The sequence below is a fragment of the Acinetobacter guillouiae CIP 63.46 genome, from assembly GCF_000368145.1.
Lineage (GTDB): Bacteria > Pseudomonadota > Gammaproteobacteria > Pseudomonadales > Moraxellaceae > Acinetobacter > Acinetobacter guillouiae.
The window spans coordinates 324886-347585 of record NZ_KB849282.1 but is presented as its reverse complement, the minus strand read 5'-3'; the positions used below and the strand labels follow the sequence as shown (position 1 = coordinate 347585).

Annotated in this window: 22 protein-coding genes and 1 riboswitch; of the genes, 17 read left to right on the top strand and 5 right to left on the bottom strand. The window is 40.0% G+C overall.

The genetic code is table 11. The features are described from left to right. From F981_RS03915 to recJ, 8 genes are all read left to right on the top strand, one after another. Positions 1-1986, top strand: coding sequence for a 2-oxo acid dehydrogenase subunit E2 (locus F981_RS03915; RefSeq protein ID WP_171066930.1), 1986 nt, complete (start codon positions 1-3; stop codon positions 1984-1986). 548 nt (positions 1987-2534) lie between these two features. Beyond that, positions 2535-2692, top strand: a riboswitch (yybP-ykoY riboswitch). Between the two features lie 88 nt (positions 2693-2780). Then, on the top strand, positions 2781-3359 hold the full coding sequence (locus tag F981_RS03910; RefSeq protein WP_004718610.1) for a TMEM165/GDT1 family protein: 579 nt from the start codon (positions 2781-2783) through the stop codon (positions 3357-3359). 213 nt (positions 3360-3572) lie between these two features. Further along, positions 3573-4370, top strand: a complete 798-nt coding sequence (locus tag F981_RS03905) for an oxygen-binding di-iron domain-containing protein (RefSeq protein WP_004718609.1) — start codon at positions 3573-3575, stop codon at positions 4368-4370. 89 nt (positions 4371-4459) lie between these two features. Then, positions 4460-4825 carry a YkgJ family cysteine cluster protein gene (locus tag F981_RS03900; protein ID WP_081401065.1) on the top strand — a complete coding sequence of 122 codons (366 nt, stop codon included), beginning with the start codon at positions 4460-4462 and terminating at the stop codon, positions 4823-4825. Between the two features lie 222 nt (positions 4826-5047). Beyond that, a complete protein-coding gene (guaB, locus tag F981_RS03890; protein ID WP_004718605.1) occupies positions 5048-6514 on the top strand; it encodes an IMP dehydrogenase in 1467 nt (488 codons plus the stop codon). Between the two features lie 118 nt (positions 6515-6632). Then, entirely contained in the window at positions 6633-7964 is a 1332-nt protein-coding gene (glmM, locus tag F981_RS03885) for a phosphoglucosamine mutase (protein ID WP_004718603.1), read from the top strand. A gap of 32 nt (positions 7965-7996) precedes the next feature. Further along, the gene (gene pdxH / locus F981_RS03880; protein WP_004718601.1) at positions 7997-8653 is read left to right on the top strand and encodes a pyridoxamine 5'-phosphate oxidase; all 657 of its coding nucleotides are present in this window, start codon (positions 7997-7999) and stop codon (positions 8651-8653) included. Further along, a complete protein-coding gene (gene recJ, locus F981_RS03875) occupies positions 8654-10357 on the top strand; it encodes a single-stranded-DNA-specific exonuclease RecJ (protein ID WP_004718599.1) in 1704 nt (567 codons plus the stop codon). A gap of 55 nt (positions 10358-10412) precedes the next feature. On the opposite strand, the gene F981_RS03870 is transcribed toward recJ, so the two are convergent. Beyond that, complete coding sequence (locus tag F981_RS03870; protein WP_004718597.1) at positions 10413-11174, bottom strand: putative porin; 762 nt, start codon at positions 11172-11174, stop codon at positions 10413-10415. A gap of 377 nt (positions 11175-11551) precedes the next feature. Here F981_RS03870 and F981_RS03865 point away from each other — a divergent pair, with 377 nt between their 5' ends. The 6 genes from F981_RS03865 to F981_RS03840 all read left to right on the top strand — a co-directional run bounded on the left by F981_RS03865 (position 11552) and on the right by F981_RS03840 (position 15219). Then, positions 11552-12094, top strand: a complete 543-nt coding sequence (locus F981_RS03865) for a PadR family transcriptional regulator (protein WP_004718596.1) — start codon at positions 11552-11554, stop codon at positions 12092-12094. A gap of 38 nt (positions 12095-12132) precedes the next feature. Then, positions 12133-12522, top strand: coding sequence for a Fur family transcriptional regulator (locus F981_RS03860; protein WP_004718594.1), 390 nt, complete (start codon positions 12133-12135; stop codon positions 12520-12522). A 309-nt stretch (positions 12523-12831) separates the two neighbouring features. After that, a complete protein-coding gene (locus F981_RS03855; protein WP_004718593.1) occupies positions 12832-13134 on the top strand; it encodes a DUF3861 domain-containing protein in 303 nt (100 codons plus the stop codon). Then, complete coding sequence (locus F981_RS03850; protein WP_004718591.1) at positions 13127-13450, top strand: DUF2798 domain-containing protein; 324 nt, start codon at positions 13127-13129, stop codon at positions 13448-13450. The genes F981_RS03855 and F981_RS03850 overlap by 8 nt, the downstream gene beginning before the upstream one ends. Positions 13451-13715: 265 nt before the next feature. Then, positions 13716-14663, top strand: a complete 948-nt coding sequence (locus F981_RS03845; RefSeq protein WP_004718589.1) for a pirin family protein — start codon at positions 13716-13718, stop codon at positions 14661-14663. A 157-nt stretch (positions 14664-14820) separates the two neighbouring features. Then, positions 14821-15219 carry an OsmC family protein gene (locus F981_RS03840; protein WP_004718587.1) on the top strand — a complete coding sequence of 133 codons (399 nt, stop codon included), beginning with the start codon at positions 14821-14823 and terminating at the stop codon, positions 15217-15219. A 127-nt stretch (positions 15220-15346) separates the two neighbouring features. On the opposite strand, the gene F981_RS03835 is transcribed toward F981_RS03840, so the two are convergent. Next, positions 15347-15793: a surface-adhesin E family protein gene (locus tag F981_RS03835; protein ID WP_004718586.1), complete on the bottom strand. Its 447-nt coding sequence runs from the start codon at positions 15791-15793 to the stop codon at positions 15347-15349. Between the two features lie 135 nt (positions 15794-15928). Here F981_RS03835 and F981_RS03830 point away from each other — a divergent pair, with 135 nt between their 5' ends. Both F981_RS03830 and F981_RS03825 read left to right on the top strand, forming a co-directional pair. Beyond that, positions 15929-16570, top strand: coding sequence for a glutathione S-transferase family protein (locus tag F981_RS03830; protein ID WP_004718584.1), 642 nt, complete (start codon positions 15929-15931; stop codon positions 16568-16570). Between the two features lie 26 nt (positions 16571-16596). Then, positions 16597-17196: an alpha/beta fold hydrolase gene (locus F981_RS03825; protein ID WP_004718583.1), complete on the top strand. Its 600-nt coding sequence runs from the start codon at positions 16597-16599 to the stop codon at positions 17194-17196. A gap of 41 nt (positions 17197-17237) precedes the next feature. On the opposite strand, the gene dinB is transcribed toward F981_RS03825, so the two are convergent. The 3 genes from dinB to mdtD all read right to left on the bottom strand — a co-directional run bounded on the left by dinB (position 17238) and on the right by mdtD (position 20645). Next, the gene (gene dinB / locus F981_RS03820; RefSeq protein ID WP_035371607.1) at positions 17238-18293 is read right to left on the bottom strand and encodes a DNA polymerase IV; all 1056 of its coding nucleotides are present in this window, start codon (positions 18291-18293) and stop codon (positions 17238-17240) included. Between the two features lie 122 nt (positions 18294-18415). After that, positions 18416-19174, bottom strand: a complete 759-nt coding sequence (locus tag F981_RS03815; protein WP_004718580.1) for a glycoside hydrolase family 25 protein — start codon at positions 19172-19174, stop codon at positions 18416-18418. A gap of 79 nt (positions 19175-19253) precedes the next feature. Continuing rightward, entirely contained in the window at positions 19254-20645 is a 1392-nt protein-coding gene (mdtD, locus tag F981_RS03810; protein ID WP_004718578.1) for a multidrug transporter subunit MdtD, read from the bottom strand. Positions 20646-20846: 201 nt separating this feature from the next. Between mdtD and F981_RS03805 the strand changes: the two genes are divergently transcribed. After that, the gene (locus tag F981_RS03805) at positions 20847-22676 is read left to right on the top strand and encodes a choice-of-anchor I family protein (protein WP_004718577.1); all 1830 of its coding nucleotides are present in this window, start codon (positions 20847-20849) and stop codon (positions 22674-22676) included. Positions 22677-22700: the final 24 nt, after the last annotated feature.

Here is a 22700-nt window from a genome sequence, read left to right as displayed (position 1 = left end):
ATGCAAGTTAAAACTCCTGATATTGGCGTTGATAAGGCCACTGTTGCAGAAATCTTGGTGAAAGTCGGGGATACCATCGCTGTTGATGAGAGTATCGTTCTACTTGAGTCAGACAAAGCCTCTGTTGAAGTGCCAAGCACTTCAGCAGGTGTGGTTAAAAGTATTGCTGTTACGGAAGGTGATGAAGTTTCAGAAGGTGCTGTGTTGATCGAAGTTGAGTCTGCGGATGCAACAGAGACAGAAACAGCAGCACAGCCTACTCAAGAAGCTGCAAAAACTGAACCTGCTGTAGAAACTAAAGCTGAACCTGTGGCGTCTGCTGCACCTTCTGCATCTACGACAGCTTCATCTCAAACAGTTGAAGTTCAAGTGCCAGATATTGGTGTTGAAAAAGCTTTGGTCGGCGAAGTTCTGGTTAAAGTGGGCGACGAAATTGCGGTAGATGACAGCATCGTTGTAGTGGAATCGGATAAAGCAACGGTTGAAGTTCCAAGTACAGTTGCCGGCACGGTTGAAAGTGTTGTGGTCAAAGAAGGCGATAATGTTAAAGAAGGTGTGGTACTGATTACAGTGAAAACTGTAGGCGCTGCAACGACTTCGGCAGCAGCACCTGCTGAAGCGCCTCAACAAGCGTCAGCAACACCAACTCAAGCTGCTGCACCAGAAGCATCAGCGCCAGCCCAATCGGGTAAAGTTGAAGTTGCTGTTCCTGATCTTGGTGTAGATAAAGCAACAATTTCTGAAATTTTGGTGAGCGTAGGCGATCAAGTTGAAAAAGATCAAAGTCTTTGCGTCGCTGAGTCGGATAAAGCCTCTGTAGAAGTGCCAAGTACGGTTGCAGGTACGGTAATGGCGATCCATGTGGAATTGAATCAGTCTGTAAGCCAGGGCAGTGCTTTGGTGACGATTGAAGCACAAGGTCAGACCTCACCAGCACCACAAGAAAAGCCAGCTGCTCCAGCATCACAAGCTGTATCAGCACCAGCCGCGAAAACGATAGCTTCAACGCCAAAAGCTGAAGTGGCCGTTGCTCAAGCGGGTACTGAAAAGTTATCTAAAGCGCAACAAGCTGAAAATGCCAAAGTTTATGCTGGTCCAGCCGTGCGTAAGCTTGCGCGTGAACTGGGTGTGGTTTTATCACAAGTTGAGGCCTCTGGTCCTCATGCACGTGTGATGAAAGATGATGTTTTTGCTTTTGTTAAAGCCAAATTGACTGCACCGCAAGCAGTAGCTCAAACAACTGCTGCGCCAGTCGCTTCAGGTTTGCCTGCATTACCAGATTTCAGTGCATTTGGTGGTAGTGAAATTGCACCAATGACGCGTTTACAGCAAGTGTCTGTACCGCAATTGTCATTAAACAATTTTATTCCGCAAGTGACACAATTTGATTTAGCAGATATTACTGAACTAGAAGCTTGGCGCGGTGAGTTAAAAGGGAAATTTAAGCAAGATGGTATTAGCTTAACGATCCTTGCTTTTATTGCAAAAGCGGTGGCGTTCTTACTCAAAGAAGAGCCTTATTTTGCAGGTCACTTGGCAGATGATCAAAAGTCTGTGCTGTTGCGTAAAGAAATTCATATGGGAATCGCTGTGGCGACACCAGATGGTTTAACTGTTCCAGTATTGCGTAATCCTGATCAAAAATCGATTAAGCAAATTGCCATTGAATTAGGTGAGTTAAGTAAAAAAGCACGTGATAAGAAACTTTCTCCGAAAGACTTACAAGGTGCAAATTTTACCATTACCAGCCTAGGTTCAATTGGTGGTACTGCATTTACGCCATTGGTGAACTGGCCGCAAGTTGCGATCTTGGGTATCTCACCTGCAACGATGCAACCGGTATGGAATGGCTCAGGCTTTGATCCAAAACTGATGTTGCCATTGTCATTGTCTTATGACCATCGTGTGATTAATGGTGCGGATGCTGCGCGATTTACCAATAAATTGACCAAGTTGTTATCAGATATTCGTAACATCTTGCTTTAAGTTCTAAATCATAGAAGACCTCGCTTTAGGCGAGGTTTTTTATATGGATCTAATTTTGTTTTATCAATAATTTTCAAATCTGCTTTAAAGTTATCATTCAATATAGTCAATCTGTCAAAAAACTCAGGCACAAGAATATAATTTCTCTTAATTAATATTTTTTATTAAATCAATTATATGAAAAACAAATTATTTGATTATAAAAAAGCGTGCAATGCCACACCTTACATTCAAAGTTTAAATACCATTGCGTAGGCGATGCTTCACTTTTCGTAGGGGGATGCCAAACCTTGCGCTGCAAACAAAGCCGTACTTTGTTTTTGCTCATGGGCGAGGGGTACGTCCTGTACCCCCGCCCAACGGCGACATCCATGTCGCCCCACGATAGGATAACCATCTAGGGTTGAAAATTAGTGAAGAAACGAAATTGAATTCATCCTCTGCGGGCATTAAAAATGCTTTGGCACGATATTTTTTGAAGTTTATCTGAGCTTTAAATTTTTTAATTTTTAAAAATTGAAAATGATTGATAAAGCGTTGTAGAATAGCTGTACTTCATTGGGGAGTAGCCGCTGTTTATCATCTGCGAGATGATAAATGGGTGATGATCAACATAATTACTCAACAGAGTATGGTCATCATAGCAAAGAACCAATTTAGCTGAAGGTGTTTACTCAGCTATCTTTTGTTGGCAAGACCTTTGATTTATCACTCCGCGTTGAATAGGCGACTATTCATATTGGCTAGCAGGAGGGGTAAGTCATCGGTAAATATTGCTAGCCAGAGACTTTGAAATGTTAAATGCCTTCCTCATCTCTTTAGTGGTTGTCGCTTTATCCGAAATGGGCGATAAAACACAACTGCTCGCATTACTTCTTGCTGCACGTTTTCGTAAACCTATTCCTATTTTAATTGCAATTTTATTAGCAACCATCGTCAATCATGGTGTATCGGCAGTGCTTGGTCAGTGGATTACCACGGTCCTTAGCCCGACAGTGTTACTTTGGATTGTGTCACTTGGCTTTATTGGTATGGCCGGGTGGATGTTGATTCCAGATGAATTGGGTGATGAATCTGAAAGTATTAATAAATGGCAAAAATATGGGGTCTTTGGTGCAACCTTTGTATTATTCTTCCTTGCAGAAATTGGGGATAAAACCCAAATCGCCACAGTGGCACTTGCTGCACGCTTTGACAGTATCGGTTGGGTAACCATAGGTACGACATTGGGGATTATGCTGGTCAATGCACCTGCTGTATTTATTGGGAATAAATTGGCAGATAAATTACCTATTGCGTTGATTCATAAAATTGGAGCTGCAATCTTCTTTATTATTGGTGTCGCAGCTTTAGTTCAGCATTACTTTTTTTAAGCGCAATTCTCCAAGCTTATTTAACATCAATAAAGTCATCTATTTTTAAAGCTGAAAACCCAACTTAATGTTGGGTTTTTTATTATTCTGAGAATGATGACACAAATAATCTTTAAACTTAGGTTGTAGATTTATTGTAACTTTGAAGAAAACCTTATATGTTGTATGGGATAACTAAAGATTTATTTTAAAAAAGGTTTTGGGGTTTCTGGTATGGCTTTAGATCGCACCACGTCGCAAGTTTTGTTTGATAATGGCACTCATAAATGTATAAGTTTTACCAGTTTGGTGAAAGGTGAAGGTGTACAAGCCAATCAGTTTCTTATTTTAAATAATGAACGTGCAGCAGTATTAGATCCAGGTGGTGATTTGACCTATGTACCCCTGACCATGGAGCTTAATAAATACACCCGATTACAAAATTTAGACTATGTCATGGCATCTCACCAAGACCCTGACATCATTACCTCAATGCCACGTTGGTTGGTCTATACCGATGCCAAAGTGGTCGCATCTAAATTATGGGCACGCTTTTTACCTCATTTAAACTCTGCATTTATGAGTGATCGTATGAAAGGGGGCTGGTTAGAACGTCTGATCGAATTGCCAGACCAAGGTGGCTCTATTCCATTGGGAGAAACGCGCATCATCGTGGTTCCTGCGCATTTCTTACATTCCGTTGGAAATTTTCAGTTTTACGATCCAATTTCAAAAATTTTATTCTCAGGTGATATGGGTGCATCGATTGTTGATGATGCCTCGAAACCAATTGAAGATTTTGCAATGCACATTCCAACCATGCATGGTTTTCATCAGCGCTATATGTGTACCAATCGGGTGATCCGTTTATGGGTGAAAATGGTGCGTCAAATGGATATTGAAATGATTGTGCCGCAACATGGTAAGCCGTTTATTGGTAAAGAGATGATTCATCAGTTTTTAGACTGGATCGAAAATTTACAATGTGGTGTCGATTTGATGGATGAGTCTGTGTTTACCTGCCCGCAATAAAAAATTCAAAAAAGATATTGAGTTTGAGTGCGACTTTTTTTAGGATTTTCTTGCCAAAATTTTAAATTGATAACGAGAATCTTAAAAAAATGTTGTCACAAATCTCAGCACAGGATGCGTGCTTAAGTTGCGGGGCGTGTTGCGCCTTTTTCCGAGTCTCATTTTATTGGGCTGAAGGAGAGGCCATGCCGCCAGATTATGTCGAACCTTTGACAGCCGTGTATTCTTGTATGCAGGGCACCAATCAAAAGCAACCGCGTTGTGTGGCATTAAAGGGTGAGATTGGACAGCAAGTCAGCTGTAGTATGTATGAGCAACGGAGTTCTTCATGCAAACAGGTACATGCTGGGGATTCACAATGTGCAAAAGCAAGACAAGGCTATGGTTTAATTCCCCTGATCGAAATAGAAGTCGCTACATCCAGCAATGATGAAGACTTTGATCAGGTGTGTTAACGCTAAAGTGGGAAAATTTAGGATATCAGGCAGAGACTGTAAGTCGACAGTCTACTGTGGTGTTAAATCCACGATAATTTTATATTCAAAGCCCATTTTTATTTCAATAAGATACTGAAAAATAAAGTGTGATTGAGAATAAGATAAATCCGCACAATAAAAAATGAAAATTGAACGGAAATTTGTATATAATAGCTCACGGAAATTACCAGCGAGACTGTTATGTTGACCATCGTTCAAGAAGCGCTAACCTTCGATGATGTCTTATTACTCCCTGCCTATTCTACTATCCTCCCAAAAGATGTCTCTCTAAAGACACGCCTCACACGCGGCATTCAACTGAACATCCCTATGGTTTCAGCAGCAATGGATACTGTGACTGAGTCACGTATGGCGATTGCAATGGCGCAAAACGGTGGTATTGGTATTTTACATAAAAACATGGATATTTCTGCACAAGCTGCAGAAGTTCGCCGTGTAAAAAAATTCGAAGCGGGAATGGTGAAAGATCCAATTACCGTAACACCTGAAACCACGATCCGTGATTTGATGGCAATTACACAAGCCAACAACATCAGCGGTGTACCTGTCGTTAAAGATGGCAAAGTGGTTGGGATTGTAACTGGCCGAGATACTCGTTTTGTAACGAACTTGGAACAACCAGTAAGCAATATCATGACAGGGCAAGATCGTCTTGTGACTGTTCGTGAAAATGAATCGAAAGAAAATATTCAAGCATTATTGCAAAAACACCGTATTGAAAAAGTATTGGTGGTTGATGAAAGCAATGCACTAAAAGGCTTAATTACAGTTACAGATTTCCGTAAAGCGGAATCTTATCCAAATAGCTGTAAAGATGAATTAGGTCGTTTACGTGTTGGTGCTGCAGTGGGTACTGGCGCTGAAACTCCGAGTCGTGTTGAAGCTTTGGTTGAAGCGGGCGTTGATGCGATTGTTGTCGATACAGCGCATGGTCATTCTGCGGGTGTGATCGAGCGTGTACGTTGGGTGAAAGCAAACTTCCCTCAAGTTCAAGTGATTGGCGGTAATATCGCAACGGGTGATGCTGCTTTGGCATTACTTGATGCGGGTGCAGATGCGGTGAAAGTGGGTATTGGTCCTGGTTCAATCTGTACGACACGTATCGTTGCAGGTATTGGTATGCCACAAATCTCTGCAATTGACAGTGTTGCCAATGCATTGAAAGACCAAATTCCATTGATTGCTGATGGTGGTATCCGTTTCTCTGGGGATATGGCCAAAGCAATTGGTGCTGGTGCAAGCACGATTATGGTGGGTTCACTTATGGCGGGTACTGAAGAAGCGCCTGGTGAAGTTGAATTCTTCCAAGGTCGTTATTATAAAGCATACCGTGGTATGGGTTCTTTGGGTGCAATGGCTGGTGCAACGGGTTCTGCCGATCGTTATTTCCAAGACTCGAAAGCAGGCGCTGAAAAATTAGTCCCAGAAGGGATAGAAGGCCGCGTACCGTACAAAGGTCCAATGGGCAATATCGTACATCAAATGATGGGTGGTTTACGTTCATCTATGGGCTATACCGGTTCTGCAACCATTGAAGATTTACGTCAAAATGCAAAATTTGTGAAAATTACCGCTGCAGGTATGCAAGAGTCACATGTGCATGATGTAACGATTACCAAAGAAGCACCGAACTATCGTGTAGGTTAATCTTTTGTAATATTTTGATTGGAAAAAGCCGTCAGTTTATGACGGCTTTTTTATTTTGGTGTAAAGTAGTAAAAGTTAAAAATTGATTGTTATACAACACATAATAAGTGGGTAAAAGATGAGTTATTTTGGAACAGACGGGATTCGTGGAAAATTTGGTGAACTCCCAATTACCCCAGAATTTGCACTTAAACTCGGATTTGCGGCAGGGAAAGTATTAAAGCAAATTAGCCCCAAATCAAAACCAATTGTGGTTTTAGGTAAAGATACCCGTTTATCAGGTTATATTCTTGAAGCAGCTTTACAGGCGGGTCTCAATGCTGCAGGTGTTTATGTACATTTACTTGGACCGCTGCCGACCCCTGCAATTGCCCATTTAACCCGTGCATTGCATGCCAACTTAGGGATCGTGATTTCTGCTTCACATAACCCTTATTTTGATAATGGGATTAAATTCTTCTCAGATGAAGGGAAGAAGCTTCCAGATACGATTCAAGATGCGATTAACCGAGAGCTTGAGAACGATATCATCATTGAAGACACCGCAAACTTAGGTAAGAGTGTGCGTGTTAAAGATGCCAATGGTCGTTATATCGAATTTTGCAAATCGACATTCCCGTATCATTTCAATTTACGCCATTTAAAAATTGTGGTGGATTGTGCCAATGGTGCAGCGTATAGCGTCGGCCCAGCAGTATTTCGTGAATTAGGCGCAAAAGTTATTGCGCTTTATAACGAACCAGATGGTTTAAATATCAATAAGGATTGTGGTTCTACGCATCCTGAAAATTTACAAAAAGCCGTGATTGAGCATCAAGCAGATTTAGGTATTGCTTTTGATGGTGATGCAGATCGTGTGGTTTTGGTTGACCGTTTTGGTAAATTGATTGATGGCGACCATATTCTGTATATTTTAGCAACCCAAGCATCTCAAAAACCGGCGGGTATCGTGGGTACAGTGATGAGTAACATGGCATTAGAGTTAGCACTTGAAAAAGCTAAAGTTCCTTTTGTACGTGCTAAAGTGGGTGATCGCTATGTATTGCAAAATTTAGAAGAAAACAACTGGGTGATTGGTGGCGAACCATCTGGTCATATTTTGACTTTAGACAAGAGCACAACAGGCGATGCAATCATTGCAGCCCTACAAGTGTTAACAGTATTGGTCGAACAGAATAAAGCTTTAGATGAATTGGTTGCAGATTTTAAAACTTTACCCAATGTTTTGGTCAATGTTCGCCTTGAACAAATGTTTGACCCATTCGCAGTGCCAGCATTGGTTGCCGAGTTTGATAAAGTAGAAGCAGCACTTAAAGGACGTGGGCGAATTTTAATTCGTAAGTCAGGGACGGAACCGATCATCCGTGTTATGGTAGAAGGCGATAATCTGCAAGAAGTAACTGATTTGGCAAATCATTTAGCAGATGCTGTTCGTCAAAATGCGGCTTAAAATATTGTATCGTCTGTAGAAGGTTTTGCTTCATGCGTGATGTAATTAAAGACTTAAGTGAGCTTCGTCTTACTTATCAAAAAGGTGAACTACATGAGGAGCAGGTTGATGCTCATCCTCATGAGCAGTTTCTCAATTGGTTTAATTTGGCTTTAGAAGCAAAACTGCATGAACCTTACGCAATGTCGTTGGCAACCGCAAATGCACAAGGGCGTCCACATGTGCGTACCGTGTTATTACGTGGAGCCACTGAGGCTGGTTATGATTTTTATACCAATTATGACAGTCAAAAAGGTCTAGATTTAGCTGAAAACCCTTATGCAGAATTGCTATTCTATTGGCCTGAGTTAGAACGTCAGGTTCGTGTGGGTGGTCAAGTTCAGAAAATATCTGAACAAGAATCTACTGATTATTATCATAAACGTCCGCGTGATAGCCAAATTGCAGCACATATCAGCACCCCACAAAGTGGCGTGATTGAAAGTCGTGAACATTTACAACAGCGTTTTCAAGCGTTGTATGATCAAGTGGCTGAAAAGAATGAATTGGCTAAACCCGAATTTTGGGGAGGCTATCGTTTAGAGCCGACGTATTATGAATTCTGGCAAGGCCGCCCAAATCGCTTACATGATCGCCTCACTTATGAAAAAGTAGGTGGATCTTGGACAATACAACGTTTGATGCCATAAATGCAAAAATTACAAATTAAACAACGACCATTGATCACACGCCCTGAAAACTTTCAGGGCGTGTTACCCTTTATTGCTGAAATTTTGGCCCGTCGTGGTGTGCAATCTGAACAAGAATTAGATTTAAAGCTTAAATATTTACTTGCACCAGAAATGAAAGGTTTGGAGCAAGCCATTCAAATTATTGATCAAGCCTTAGATCAAAATAAAAAAATTGTGATTGTCGGTGATTATGATGCAGATGGTGCCACCAGTACCGCGCTGATGATGCTGGCTTTACGAGAAATGGGCGCCAATGTTGAATACCTCGTTCCAGATCGCTTTAAATATGGTTATGGCCTAACCCCTAAAATTGCCGATTTGGCTTTTGAAAAATATCAGCCGGATCTATTAATTACGGTCGACAATGGAATTTCCAGTCATGCAGGGGTAGCACAAGCGCAGTCATATGGAATGCAGGTGATTATCACCGATCACCATTTAACGACCAAGGAAACGCCTCAGGCTGAAGCGGTTGTTAACCCAAATCAGTTAGGTTGCGAATTTCCAAGTAAGGCTTTGGCTGGCGTTGGCGTGGCATTTTACCTATTGGCAAAGTTAAGTAGCCATCGGGTAAAACAGGGAAAATCGGCTGCAAAAATGCCGCAATATTTGGATTTGGTTGCTTTGGGTACTTATGCCGATGTTGCTAGCCTCGACCATAACAATCGTATCTTAGTGGATGCAGGGGTTAAACGGATTCAACAGAATCAATGTCGTGCAGGAATCAGTGCCTTATTAGACATTGCAGCGCGTGATCCTGCTGAGTTAAAAGCCTCTGATTTAGGTTTTGTGTTAGGGCCTCGCCTTAATGCCGCAGGGCGTATGGAAACCATGGACATTGGTATTGAATGTCTTTTGGCAACCGATACGCAGACAGCTCACGCTTTGGCACGCCAGCTCAATGATTTAAACTTAGAACGTCGTCAAGTTGAGTCGGAGATCAAACAAGAGGCTTTGGCAGCGCTGGAAAATCTACAGCTTGATCAAGATCATTTGCCCGCAGCGCTGGTCATGTTTGAAGAACATTGGCATCAAGGGGTGATTGGTATTGTGGCAGGGCGTTTAAAAGAGCAATTTCATCGCCCCAGTATTGTATTTGCGGCGGATAAAGATGGGATTCATATCAAAGGTTCCGCACGTTCGATTGATGGTATTCATATTCGAGACAGTATTGAAAAAGTTGCCGAGCAATATCCTGATTTGATTAGTCATTTTGGTGGGCATGCGGCGGCGGCGGGTTTGACCATTCAAAAGCAACATTTTGAAGAATTTAAACAACGGTTTACTGAGTTGGTTGCTCAATCAGATGATGCACTATTCCAAGCGGTGTTGTGGACGGATGGTGAATTACCTGCTCAGGCATTTCAACTGCAAACTGTAGATACCTTGGCGCAATTGGGACCGTGGGGGCAAAAGTTTCCTGCACCGGTATTTGAAGGGCGTTTTAAAGTCATCGATTATCGTTGGTTAAAGGAAGTGCATCTGAAATTGCGTTTAGCTTTGGAAAATGGCCAACCGATTGATGCGATTGCCTTTAATGTACGCGATAAATTCAATTTTGATCCCATGCAAGATATGGTACGTATTGTTTATGAATTGGATAAAAATCAATTTAATGGCAATGTGAGTTTGCAGTTAAGAATGCTGCATTTAGAACAGTAAATTTAGAGATTAAAAAACCGCTTATACAAGAGCGGTTTTTAAAGTTTACCAATAATTAGAAGCGGTAAGCAGCGCGAAGACCATAGATATTATCGTCATCTTCAAAATCAACAGAACCTTCTAAGCTGATTTGTTGAGTAAAGAATTTTTTTGCACGAATTGTAAAGCTGTCTTCATCAGTACCATCAGTGCGGCTGCCTGAATAAGCCAATCCGACACTGAAAGTTTTATCTAGGTATAAATCTGTACCTACGCTGTAAGCATCGGTATCACCAAAGCTTGCACCACCTTCAAAATTCATGTCATAGCGACCCACTTGAGTGACATATTTAGCACGGATAGTTGGATCTATATCATCATTAAAATCATTATCATAGCCTGCTAAACCCACTGCAATCAAAAGACCTGGGATTGGCAAGTAACCTACTTCAGCAGAGTAAGTTGTTGTGTCTAAATCATCGACATGATCGGCCTTAGCTGTAGAGCGTCCAATAGCAGCACTTGCATAAAAATCGGTATTTGGAACGAAATATTCAATACCAACACCATAAGCTGTTACATCGTAGGCATCATAATCGATATAGCTAATCCCAGCATTTACGTTGCTTGCGCGATCTAGAAAGGCAGCTTCGTTTAATGGGTTATTTTTAACTTGAACAGGGTTAAAATAATATGTTCCATCAATAGCAAAACCAGTAGATGTATCCCCTTTATCTGGATCAACAATACCGAGTGAACCACCGATTTCAGCTTGGTATGCATGTGCAGACCCAAAAGAACTAGCAAGTAATGCAGCAAATAAAGTTTTCTTAAACATTGTGTGACCCTTTTGTTATAAAAATATTAATTTTTTGTTACAAATCGCATTGTATGTAAATTAATCTCTATGTCAAGGCTAAAGATCTGAAAATTAAAAGTTTGCTGCGCCATGACATAAAAACAATGCTTAAAAAATGGGTAACTGAGTCAAGCTTTAAGCAATCCATAACAACAATAAAAATAGCAAATAGATTCGGTTTAAAGGCTTTTAATCGGTCTTTTTTATGTCTTAATTTTTTAAGATAGATCGATTTAAAATTATTTAATTCATTATTTATCAAAATATTAGAATTGATTTTGTTCTATCGTCTTGTATTAAGACTTGTTAAGATATATCTTAATATGCATAAATTAATCAATTTGAGAAAAATAAAGATGAAATCAGAGCGACATGATCATTCACAAAATGAATTTGAGCATCGTGAACAGCATGCCGAACGAGGTTATGGCGGACGACGAGGTCGGTTGTTTGAATCGGGTAAAATGAAGCTTTTGGTTTTACATCTGATACAGCAACAGCCAAAGCATGGTTATGAAATTATCAAAGCCATCAGTGATCTGGTCGGTGGGGGCTATACCCCAAGTTCGGGTACGATCTATCCAACCCTGACCTATCTTGAAGAAATTGGTTTTGTGCATGCTGAAAATACAGAAGGTGATCGTAAGCAATATCAGATTACTGATGCTGGAAAATTACATTTAAAAGAGCAGCATGTGCATATCCAACACTTATTAGAGCGTTTAGAAACTCGACGCGAAATTCATGAAAACGACCAATATTTGGATATTCATCGTGCGATGGAAAACTTGAAAACATCATTACGCTTAAAGCTCAAGGGTAAAGATTTTGATGCTGAGCAAGTTAGACAAGTCGCTGAAAAAATTGATCAAGCTGCAGTAGAAATTGGACGTTTATAACAGTGCAATAATAGGGCAATAGAAGGTTTAGGTGAGACATGAGTATTGAGGTACAACAAAAGCTGCGTCATGCAAATTTAAAAGTGACCCAAGCAAGAGTGATTGTATTCAAAGCGCTTTTGGACCAAAAAACACAACTGACAGCAAAGCAGATTTATCAGCAGTTATATGTACAAAATAAGCAGATCAGCTTATCGACCATATATCGAGTGGTGAGTGATTTAGAGAAAGTGGGTTTGATTACGCAAAATCTGCATGGCAGAGATGAAGCCAAATATGCTTTGCCTTATTTATCCGAAGTGGAGTCACTCAATATCCAATGTGCCGACCTAACCCAGATCAATAAAGCATCTTTGATCGCTTCACTGGAACAGGTTTTTCAAGCGTTTGATATTGATGTTTTGGATATTAAATTTAGTACGACATGAGGGTCTGTTGACATTTCATAAATGGCTTGCGTTGTAGGTTAAAATTGAGCAGGCAAGGCAGGAAACGAAGAGAATAGCGAGACTATTTTCGAGGTTCATAACGTAGGCTGAGATAATTTTAGCCACAACCCTTCGGGACTAGCGTGTTTTTTGCCGCTACGTCGTTTCGAAATACTCATTTAGAATGACTAAATTTCGTATCTCGCGCCTAGTATCGTCTAAAAAACACACGTAGTCGCAAACGTAGACGAATTGTCAACAGACCCTTCATTAAACCCAGCCGAATATTTAACAAGTTAGAGAAATCTTATGAAACAACATCAATATTATGTAACTGTTCAACATCTTGCAGATGCGCAAGGTCATCCGTCAACCTACAATGAAAATATCGAATTTAATGTGGGTAATCACGATGATATTTTCCAAATCGTAGAGCGCTTAAAAGCTGCTGAATTTTTTGATGAAGAAACCACCAAAGCGTTTGCGGTAGGATTAAAACTCTTTTTAGAGGTGATGATTACCCACCGTGATCATGTGCTATTTCAAGACTTTGAACCCGCAGTTAAACAATTTATGAAAAACCTAAAGCAGAACGTCAAGAAAAATGCCTGATTTAAAACCAGAGATCAAGATCGAAAATAGACGCGATCAACATAAACCTGCCATGATTTTTGCTGGAATTCCGAAATTACCAGCAAAATATGCAGGGTGGATTATGCCGTTGATACTCTCAGCTTTGATGAGTGCGACCATTTCCATGATTAATTTATGGAAAAATGTGGGGTGGTTCGATGGATTTTTTGCAAAATGGTTTAGCGTCTGGCTATTTTCATGGATGATTGCCTTTCCCACAGTATTAATTTTTTTACCTCTGGTTCGCCGTTTCACAGGCTTATTTGTAGATCTTACGCCACCACCTTCTGCTTAATTCGATCAAGGCTTTGAAGATATCATGATGCGATGACAGGCCTGTAAACATTTCAAAGTGAATATGCAACTCGGTAAAGTATTGCTCCCAGATTTTGTAATCAGAAACTGCATAACAAAAACCAAACTATTATTGTCCTATTCATGGTATTCAGCGTATTAAGATAGCTATAGGTCGATGTATATAAAACCGATAAGCTAAATAAAATGAAATTGTAGATGTTGCAATAACGTCCTGAGCTGATGGACAAATTTAGGATAACAAAATGACCAATACCAACTATACCGAGATTTCTAACTCTGACGATTGTGAAAAATATGTGAATCAGTTTATTCAAGATTTTCCAATCCGTTCAGCAGAAATAGGCAAAGGCACCGTCATTAAACGTGCATTACCCAGTCGTCAAAAACGCATGATTGGCGCATGGTGCTTTTTAGATCACGCAGGTCCAGTCGTATTTCCTCAGGGAGATGGATTGGATGTTGGACCGCACCCGCATATTGGATTACAAACCTTCACTTGGATGATCGAAGGGACGATGATGCATACAGACAGCATTGGCTCTAAGCAATTGATTCGTCCTAAACAAGTGAATCTAATGACTGCTGGTTATGGAATTTCCCATACAGAAGTTGCTCCCGATACTGAAACGAGAATGCATGCTGCACAGCTTTGGATTGCATTGCCTGATGATAAGATCAATATGGCACCGCAGTTTGATCATTATCCAGAATTACCCATCGTAGAGCAGGACCATATTGAATTTACAGTTTTAGTCGGTGAATTCATGAATACCAAATCTCCTGTCAAAGTGCATACGGAATTAGTGGGGATCGATTTTTTTGCAAAAGAATTAACCAAGACACGTATTGCACTGAATCCTCATTTTGAATATGGATTTATGGCATTAGAAGGTGAAGCAACAGTAAATGGTCATGATTTAAATAGTGACAATATGGTGGTGATTGAACCTGGAATTTCACAGATTGAGGTTGAATTACCAAAAGGCTCGCGTTTACTGTTGATTGGTGGTGAACCTTTTGAGTCGCCTATTTTACTGTGGTGGAATCTTGTGGGCAGAACACAGGAAGAACTAAAAACAGCAACAGAGCAATGGGCAAATCAGGATGCGCGTTTTGGAACGATCCCTGATTATGATGGTCCACGTTTAGAAGCACCAGCATTCCCAGACAAGATGCGAGCATCGAAGTGATGTGCTGCATTGCGCATTATCGATCTTTAGACAGGGATTCAAACTAAATAATTTGCGTTAAAGACGTGCTTGATCATCCTTTAGCGCAAGTGTTGCGTTTACAAGTTTTTATTTAAACTGGCATTCACTAAAAATTTAAAGATTAAAGGAAAATAAAATGGCAATTATTGCAAATGCAAAGGTAAAAACCTATCCAGAACCATGGTCAGGTGAGGTGGTGAGTGGAAAACATCAACTGATTACCGATAAACCAGAATCATTCGGTGGGCAAGACAAGGGCTTAGCGCCTTATGATTTTATCTGTTCAGGTTTAATCTCTTGCACCATGATTACTTTGCGCATGTATGCTCAACACAAAGGGCTTGATTTGGGTGAGTTTACAGTTGAAGCTGATTTTAATGCCAATAAAGAGGGGAAAGAATGGGTCGAGCGTCGCTTGTCTTTTGCGACTCCGTTGTCTGAAGAGTTGCATCAAAAAGTGTTAGACATTTGCCAAAAAACCCCAGTGACCAAGACTTTATTGCGTAGTGTGGAAATCAATACCACGATTATTTAAAAACGGTTATATAAAAGCGGCTATGTAAAAGATGTTCGTTGTCATTGATCTGTAAAAAGATATTTTGTATAAAAAACAAAATATCTTTTTTTCTGCCAGTGAGATTATGTAAGGTTCTTTTTATTGATTATTTACAGGTGTTTGCATAAATCTTGTTATAGAACTTATCTTGATTCAAGGCTTTAAACTCTAAGTCGTCAAAGGAATAAAAAGCTGCTCCCGTTTCACCATCATGGCTCAAGGTAATGTCATCAAATTTTTTCACTAATTTACTGTTTGATGTTTTTCCTGCAAAGTAATCAGCGCCCCGAATGGCGATGGTTTTTCCTGTGCAATCTACAATAAGCTGTTTAATAACCGATTGATATGTTGCACCTTGCTCATCTTTAATAGGGTTGGCATATTTTTCATAGATGACAGCTTGCTTAAACGAATCACGAATTTTTTGATGTGCATTTACATCAATAAAGGATTCACCCTTATTCTCAAGAGATCCCAATAACATAAGCTTGGGTTGATATGCATATAGATTTGAACAAATAAAGAAGAAAATTAACGGGATAAGTGACTTCATTTTTATTCTCAGAATAACCAATATTGAATCTAGAGTATAAACAAAGTTGATAAAAAAATGATTTAAATACAGTAATAGAATTGTTGAAAAGTTGAGATCAATTTATAGTCGAAGGATAAAAACTGAGGCAATACAATGATTACATTACATCACCTAGATCAATCTCGTTCACTCCGTATTATCTGGGCTTTAGAAGAGCTGGGACTTGAATATCAGATTAAGCACTATAAGCGCTTGCCTACTTTCGCTGCGCCCCCTGAGTTAAAAGCAGTTCATCCGCTTGGAAAGTCACCTGTATTGACCGATGGTGACCTGACTATTGCAGAATCTGCTGTGATTTTAGATTATCTTCAAGCAACCTATGATACAAAAAATCAGTTTAAGCCTCAGAATCCTAAAGACTTAATGCAATATAACTACTGGATGCATTATGCCGAGGGTTCTTTAATGCCTTATTTGTTGATGACCTTGGTCATGACCAATATGCCAAAACATGTTCCTTTTTTAATTCGCCCGATTGCAAAGAAAATTTCAGAAGGCGTCCGTGGCGGCTTTAGCAATCCTCGTTTAAAAGAACATGCAGCCTTTTTGGAAGCTTATTTTAGTCAACATGACTATGCCGCAGGTGAGTTTTCTTTTGCCGACATTCAAATGAGTTTTCCCGTGATTGCCATGCAGCAACGAACCAAAAATAAAACCCCTCGACTGGCTGCATATGCTGAACGAATTCAGCAGCGTCCGGCTTTTCAACGCGCTAAACTAAAGAGTGATGATTAAATTTTGTATATCAAGGTGATTGGAGAATGCATTTAATTTTTTTACCAGGCGCATCGGGAAGCACAGCGTTTTGGCAACCTGTTATGCAGCAGCTTTCAGCCGATCATCAAAAAACAGTGATGGCCTATCCAAGTTTTGCTGGGTATCCAGAGCATCCGCATATTGATAGTTTTGACGATTTGCAGGATTATATTCTCGACCAAATTCAACAGCCCTGCATTGTGATTGCTCAATCTATGGGAGGGGTTTTTGCAGTTCAAGCAGCACTACAAAAACCTGAATTGATCAAAGCTTTTGTTTTGGTTGCAAGCTCTGGTGGAATTGATTTAAGCCCCTTTCAGGTTGCCGATTGGCGAGGCGATTACCAGCAAACATTTGCAGTGCCCAATTGGTTTGTCGATCATCAATCCCATTTAGATGATTTATTATACAAAATAGCGTGCCCAGTCCTGTTACTCTGGGGAGATGCAGATCCCATTAGCCCTGTGGGCGTGGGTAAATATTTGCATGAAAAAATTCAGCATTCCAGATTGCATATCATTGAACAAGGGGAACATGATTTGGCCAATGTACACGCCAATCAAGTGGCCAGATTAATTCACGATTTTATTTCTGATATAAAGTAAAAGATTAAAGCTGAAGTCGCACAGGTCTTTTTCATTTATGTTTACCATAATGACAATTGTGCTTCATCTTGCTGATCTGTTAGTTGATACAAACCCACTCCGATTAAACGGAATTGGAAATGCTCAGGAATTTGCATTTCGCTTAATAATATTTGAATGACCTGAACCATTTCTTGTTGCGATTGAAGTGCGGTTTTAAAACTTTTACTGTGCTGTAAAACCTGAAAATTCTTGAGTTTTAACTTAACGGTGACACCGCGAGCCTGCATGTGTTTTTTTTCTAAACTGAGCCAAACACGTTCAATTAAATTGTCCCAATAGATTGAACACTGTTCAAGGCTGAGATCATCATCAAATGTGGTTTCTTTGGAAATTTGCTGACGTTGTCGTTCGGCTTGTACTGGGCGATCATCAATACCTTGGGCATATAAAAACAACTGTCTGCCATATTTGCCAAAATGATGGATCAGTATATTTTCTTCAATTTTTTGCAAATCACCCAAAGTCTCTAAGTTTAAGCTTTTCAGTTTTTCCTGAGTGACCTTTCCAACACCGGGAATTTTTTTCAGGGGTAAATCATGGATAAAATGTTGAACTTGGATCGGTTTAATGATGCAAATGCCATTGGGTTTATTCCAATCCGAGGCAATTTTGGCAAGAAATTTATTCGGTGCCACACCTGCCGAAGCCGTAAGCCCTGTTTGTTGAAAAATATCGGCTCGAATTCGTTCCGCCACTTCAGTGGCGCTGGGAATATTTTGTAAATTCTCAGTGACATCTAAATAAGCTTCATCTAAAGATAAAGGTTCGATAAGCGCAGTGTATTTTTGAAAGATTTCATGAATTTTTACAGAAACATCGCGATATTTTTCAAAATTCGGTTCAATCACATAGACTTGAGGGCAGAGTTTTTTTGCCTGTGACATCGACATGGCAGAGCGTAATCCAAACTGACGCGCTGGATAGGATGCAGCAGCAATCACAGCCCGAGGATGATGTGAGGAAATCACCACAGGTAAGTGTTTTAGTTCAGGACGGTCGAGTAGCTCTACAGATGCATAGAATGCATCCATGTCAATATGGATGATTTTTCTCATGAATTACACAGTGTTGAAACGCTGTGTGATTATTCTAACCGATCTTGATTTGTTTCTATTGATGAATTTGAATTTTGTAAAGAATATGCGACAGCTTATGTCATGAATGATCTTGATTACGCTTAATTCAACTTATTTTTCTGTAAAAACTGCTGCCATTGTTCTGCATCACCATAGAACACATTTAAATCGACATTTTTTTCGATGCCTTGAATTTTGCCTTGGTTGCTCTGTTGCCAAAATGTCCATGCACGTTGGTCTTTTAAATCTGGCTTATCTTTATATTCACGAATCCAAATCGGTGTATCTTTAAACTCACCTGTGAGTACCATGTTGTAAAAGATTTTAGAGGTATAAAAAATCGGTTGTTTACCATAATGCTTTTGCAATTGATCATGCATATTTTTGATGTGTTTGATTAATTGTTCTTTGGTATAGGTGTTTATGCAACTGCTGTCATACTCCAAGTCCATCACAGGGGGCAAGGCATTACTTTTATTTGGCACTGTTTTGATAAAATTTTGTGCTTGAATGTCACCATCGCGACATAAACGAAAGAAGTGATAAGCCCCCACGCGTAGACCACGTTCACGTGCTTCTAACCAATACTGCTGAAACTTATCATCTTGATAATCGCCACCTTCAGTGGCTTTGAGATAGACAAACTGATAGTGCTGTGGAGAAATTTTTTTCCAATCAATATCACCTTGATGATGTGATACATCGAAACCTTTAATCGGATAGGCTTCAGCCAAGGCAGCATTATTATGAACAAAAAACAAAGTGCCGAGTATGACGCAGCAGAAAAGTGCGATCGCTAAAACTGAGCTATTGCGAGTGATTTTTTGCTGTTTGTGTTTTTTCGCAGCGTATTTTGACATGGTTTTTCTAAATATCCAGATGGATCAGTTTAACGTGCTTTGGTTCTAAAAAACGATGGCTGGATAAAAATTGCAACACTTAAATTTGCGCAACTTTGGGAATTTGAAAGAATATCAATGCCGTAATGATGTTAATCGCACCTAAGCAAATCAGGGTATAGTGAAATGCTTGTGTAATATGCGCTTCACTAAAATAGCCTGTAAATGCATTGAGTAAAGTACCTGCCAAAGCAATCCCAATACTCATTGATAACATCATAATCATCGATAAAAAGCTATTCCCACTACTGGCATCCTGTTGAGGGAGATCTTTAAGCGTAAGGGTATTCATGGTCACAAATTGTAATGAGTTGAGTACACCAAAAATAAAGAAATGCACTACACCTAACCATGTCGGGGTATCTGCTGTATGTAAGGCAAAACTGGCAATACATGCACCGATCAATAAGGTATTGACCAGTAGAAATGGACGATAACCGGTACGTTGTAAAATCGGGCGAATGATGGGTTTAGAAAATAATGAACCGAGTACAATTGGGGTCATCATTACCCCAGTCATAAAAGGTTCCATTTTAAATGCAACTTGGAGCATCAGTGGCAAAATAAAGGGAACGGCATTTCCACCAAAGCGTGCAAAGAAATTACCGAGTACACCGATGGTATAGATTTTATTTTTAAACAGTCGACTACGAAACAATGCATTTTTATGGGTATGGGCATGATAGGCATAGACCAAGGCTGAGATTATCCCAGCGAAAAGTAAGCCTAAGCTCAGGCTTCGGGATATTTCATTGCTGGCAATATTTTCAATCCCTAAAGCCATTCCCACCATTGCAATCGCCAATAGAATAAAGCCACTGAAATCAAAGGATTTTACCGATGCTTCAGCCACATTGGGCATGGCTTTAAAGGTGACAAAAGTGCCTAAAATACCGATGGGTAAATTAATCAAAAAAATCCAGTGCCAAGAGGCATATTCGACCAACCAACCGCCTAAGATCGGGCCCATTAATGGACCGAGTAAGCCTGCTAAGCTCATCAAACTCATTGCAGAAAGAAACTGCTCACGAGGGATGATTTTTAACATGGCGAGTCGCCCGACTGGAACCAGTAACGCGCCACCGATACCTTGAATAACTCGAAATACAATAAGTAGATTGAAGTCATTGGACAGTGCACAGCCCAATGAGGCAGCGGTAAAAATTACGATCGCTGCAAAAAAGATATTTCGTACCCCAAAGCGATCTGCCAGCCAACCGCTTAAAGGAATACACGCAGCAACCGCCAAGACATAGCCAATCACGATGCCATGCATTTTTAATGGATTTTCTTGCAGGCTTTCTGCCATAGCAGGCAAAGCGGTATTGATAATCGTGGTATCTAAGCCTTGCATGAAAAAGCCGATCGAAACTAAAAAAACCAATAAATAGAATTTAGGTTGGAGTTTACTGTGCGATGGCGTAGTCGTCATAGAACTTAAATAATCTCATTTTGTGAATATTTTAAAACAATCATCTGACTAAATCTGTATGAAATCGTTGCTTTATATTGAATCAGCTGCGATACCCAATTGAATGTTCAAGAAATTGCCATGAAACTGTAATCTGCTTGTCATGGAACTTACACCCGTGATGAATACATTAAGCCAAATTAAACAAAAAATGGACTGTTTATGAACATAAAAGTTTCAGCATTGTGTTTAGCAATGCTTTCTGTTGGCTTAGTGGCATGTAATGATGATAATAAAACAACAGCGCCAACGGTTGAAGAAGCCACACCTGAAAGCATTAATTTAAGCTTATTGGGGCGTTATGAAACGGGTTTTTTTGCTGAAAGTGCAGCAGAAATTCCTGCATATGATGCAACAACAAAACGGGTATTTGTGGTCAATGCCAAAAAGGGTTTAGTTGATGTATTAGATGTGTCTAAACCCGAAACACCTGTGCATATTGGTGAGCTTTCGGCCCGTGAAGCTTTAGCTGATTCAGAAGTAAATTCAGTTGCGATTAAAAATGGCATTGTGGCACTAGCCGTTCAAGCCAAACAAAAAACAGATAAGGGTATTGTGGCATTTTTTAATGCCAAAGATTTGAAATTGATCAGTACAGTCGAAGTTGGTGCTTTGCCTGATATGCTGACATTTAGCCCAGATGGTAAAACTGTTTTGGTGGCAAATGAGGCTGAACCCAATGATGACTATAGTATCGATCCTGAAGGTTCAATCAGCATTATTGATATCAGCAATATTCAACGACCAACCGCCAACCTTGTCGATTTTAAAGGGTTTAATGATAAAAAAGCCGATTTGATTAAAGCGGGTGTACGCATTTTTGGTCCTAAAGCGACAGTGGCTCAGGATCTAGAACCTGAGTACATCACCATCAGCAATGATGGGAAAACTGCTTGGGCGACCTTACAAGAAAATAATGCCATTGCCAAAATTGATATCGTCGCTAAAAAAGTGACAGATATTTTTCCATTAGGTTATAAAGATCATGGGCTTGCCAATAATGCGCTAGATGTCAGTGATAAAGATGGAAAAATTAATATTCAGGCTTGGCCGGGTTTGGTGGGGATGTATCAACCTGATTCAATTGCCCATTATCAAGCCAATGGGGCAAGTTATTTAGTCACAGCCAATGAAGGTGATTCACGTGAATGGTTGAAGGACTCAACTGCATATTATGCTGGAGATCAAAGTAAAGGTTTTGCAGAAGCAATTCGAATGAAGCATTTATTCAACGTCAAAGGTTTCAATAATAAAGGCGATTATCCTGCTCATTTGACCAATCTTGTTGCGGGTGTAAAAGGGGCCAAACTAGATGCCACAGTTTTTGCCTATTGTGGTGCAACAGCGACTGATCCGGGCATGTGCCGTGATGATACACAATTAGGACGTTTAAACATTGCTTGGAATATGGGTTATCAAACCAACACGGATGGCTCACCAAAATTGGATGCCAATGGATTATTGACCTATAGTAAACTTTATAGCTATGGCGCACGTTCTTTCAGTATATGGGATGCACAAGGTAAGTTAGTTTGGGATTCAGGCAGTGAGTTTGAGCGTAAAGTTGCTGAGCTATTTCCAAATTATTTTAATAGTGATCATGAAGCGGCGGCTTTTGATGACCGAAGTGGCAAGAAAGGACCTGAGCCTGAAGGTTTAGCGCTGGGTACAATTGGTAAAAAAACCTTTGCCTTTATCGGCTTAGAGCGCCAAAGTGGGATAATGGTATACGACATTAGCAATCCACAAAAGCCTGTGTTTATACAGTATTTTAATAATCGTACCTTTAAACAGGATCAGGTTTATAAAGATGCCCAAGGTCAGCCAATCTTAAACAAGGATGATAAACCGGTTCTGATTGAGAAAAGTGATTTAGGTCCTGAAGGACTGACGTTTGTCTCTGCCAAAGATTCACCAAATGCAAAGCCTATGTTGATTGTGGGCAATGAAGTCAGTGGCAGTACAGCAATTTATCAGATTAATTTAAAATAGCGTTTTGATGTATTCTGTTGCGAG

Bases quoted from the DNA above. Each gene is read 5' to 3' on its own strand.
- F981_RS03905 (WP_004718609.1), top strand. From the start codon at position 3,573: ATGGCTTTAGATCGCACCACGTCGCAAGTTTTGTTTGATAATGGCACT.
- mdtD (WP_004718578.1), bottom strand. From the start codon at position 20,645: ATGACGACTACGCCATCGCACAGTAAACTCCAACCTAAATTCTATTTA.
- dinB (WP_035371607.1), bottom strand. From the start codon at position 18,293: ATGAGAAAAATCATCCATATTGACATGGATGCATTCTATGCATCTGTA.
- F981_RS03815 (WP_004718580.1), bottom strand. From the start codon at position 19,174: ATGTCAAAATACGCTGCGAAAAAACACAAACAGCAAAAAATCACTCGC.
- F981_RS03910 (WP_004718610.1), top strand. From the start codon at position 2,781: ATGTTAAATGCCTTCCTCATCTCTTTAGTGGTTGTCGCTTTATCCGAA.
- guaB (WP_004718605.1), top strand. From the start codon at position 5,048: ATGTTGACCATCGTTCAAGAAGCGCTAACCTTCGATGATGTCTTATTA.
- F981_RS03805 (WP_004718577.1), top strand. From the start codon at position 20,847: ATGAACATAAAAGTTTCAGCATTGTGTTTAGCAATGCTTTCTGTTGGC.
- F981_RS03900 (WP_081401065.1), top strand. From the start codon at position 4,460: ATGTTGTCACAAATCTCAGCACAGGATGCGTGCTTAAGTTGCGGGGCG.
- F981_RS03850 (WP_004718591.1), top strand. From the start codon at position 13,127: ATGCCTGATTTAAAACCAGAGATCAAGATCGAAAATAGACGCGATCAA.
- F981_RS03860 (WP_004718594.1), top strand. From the start codon at position 12,133: ATGAGTATTGAGGTACAACAAAAGCTGCGTCATGCAAATTTAAAAGTG.
- F981_RS03845 (WP_004718589.1), top strand. From the start codon at position 13,716: ATGACCAATACCAACTATACCGAGATTTCTAACTCTGACGATTGTGAA.
- F981_RS03840 (WP_004718587.1), top strand. From the start codon at position 14,821: ATGGCAATTATTGCAAATGCAAAGGTAAAAACCTATCCAGAACCATGG.
- F981_RS03835 (WP_004718586.1), bottom strand. From the start codon at position 15,793: ATGAAGTCACTTATCCCGTTAATTTTCTTCTTTATTTGTTCAAATCTA.
- F981_RS03865 (WP_004718596.1), top strand. From the start codon at position 11,552: ATGAAATCAGAGCGACATGATCATTCACAAAATGAATTTGAGCATCGT.
- pdxH (WP_004718601.1), top strand. From the start codon at position 7,997: ATGCGTGATGTAATTAAAGACTTAAGTGAGCTTCGTCTTACTTATCAA.
- F981_RS03825 (WP_004718583.1), top strand. From the start codon at position 16,597: ATGCATTTAATTTTTTTACCAGGCGCATCGGGAAGCACAGCGTTTTGG.
- F981_RS03915 (WP_171066930.1), top strand. From the start codon at position 1: ATGCAAGTTAAAACTCCTGATATTGGCGTTGATAAGGCCACTGTTGCA.
- glmM (WP_004718603.1), top strand. From the start codon at position 6,633: ATGAGTTATTTTGGAACAGACGGGATTCGTGGAAAATTTGGTGAACTC.
- F981_RS03855 (WP_004718593.1), top strand. From the start codon at position 12,832: ATGAAACAACATCAATATTATGTAACTGTTCAACATCTTGCAGATGCG.
- F981_RS03830 (WP_004718584.1), top strand. From the start codon at position 15,929: ATGATTACATTACATCACCTAGATCAATCTCGTTCACTCCGTATTATC.
- F981_RS03870 (WP_004718597.1), bottom strand. From the start codon at position 11,174: ATGTTTAAGAAAACTTTATTTGCTGCATTACTTGCTAGTTCTTTTGGG.
- recJ (WP_004718599.1), top strand. From the start codon at position 8,654: ATGCAAAAATTACAAATTAAACAACGACCATTGATCACACGCCCTGAA.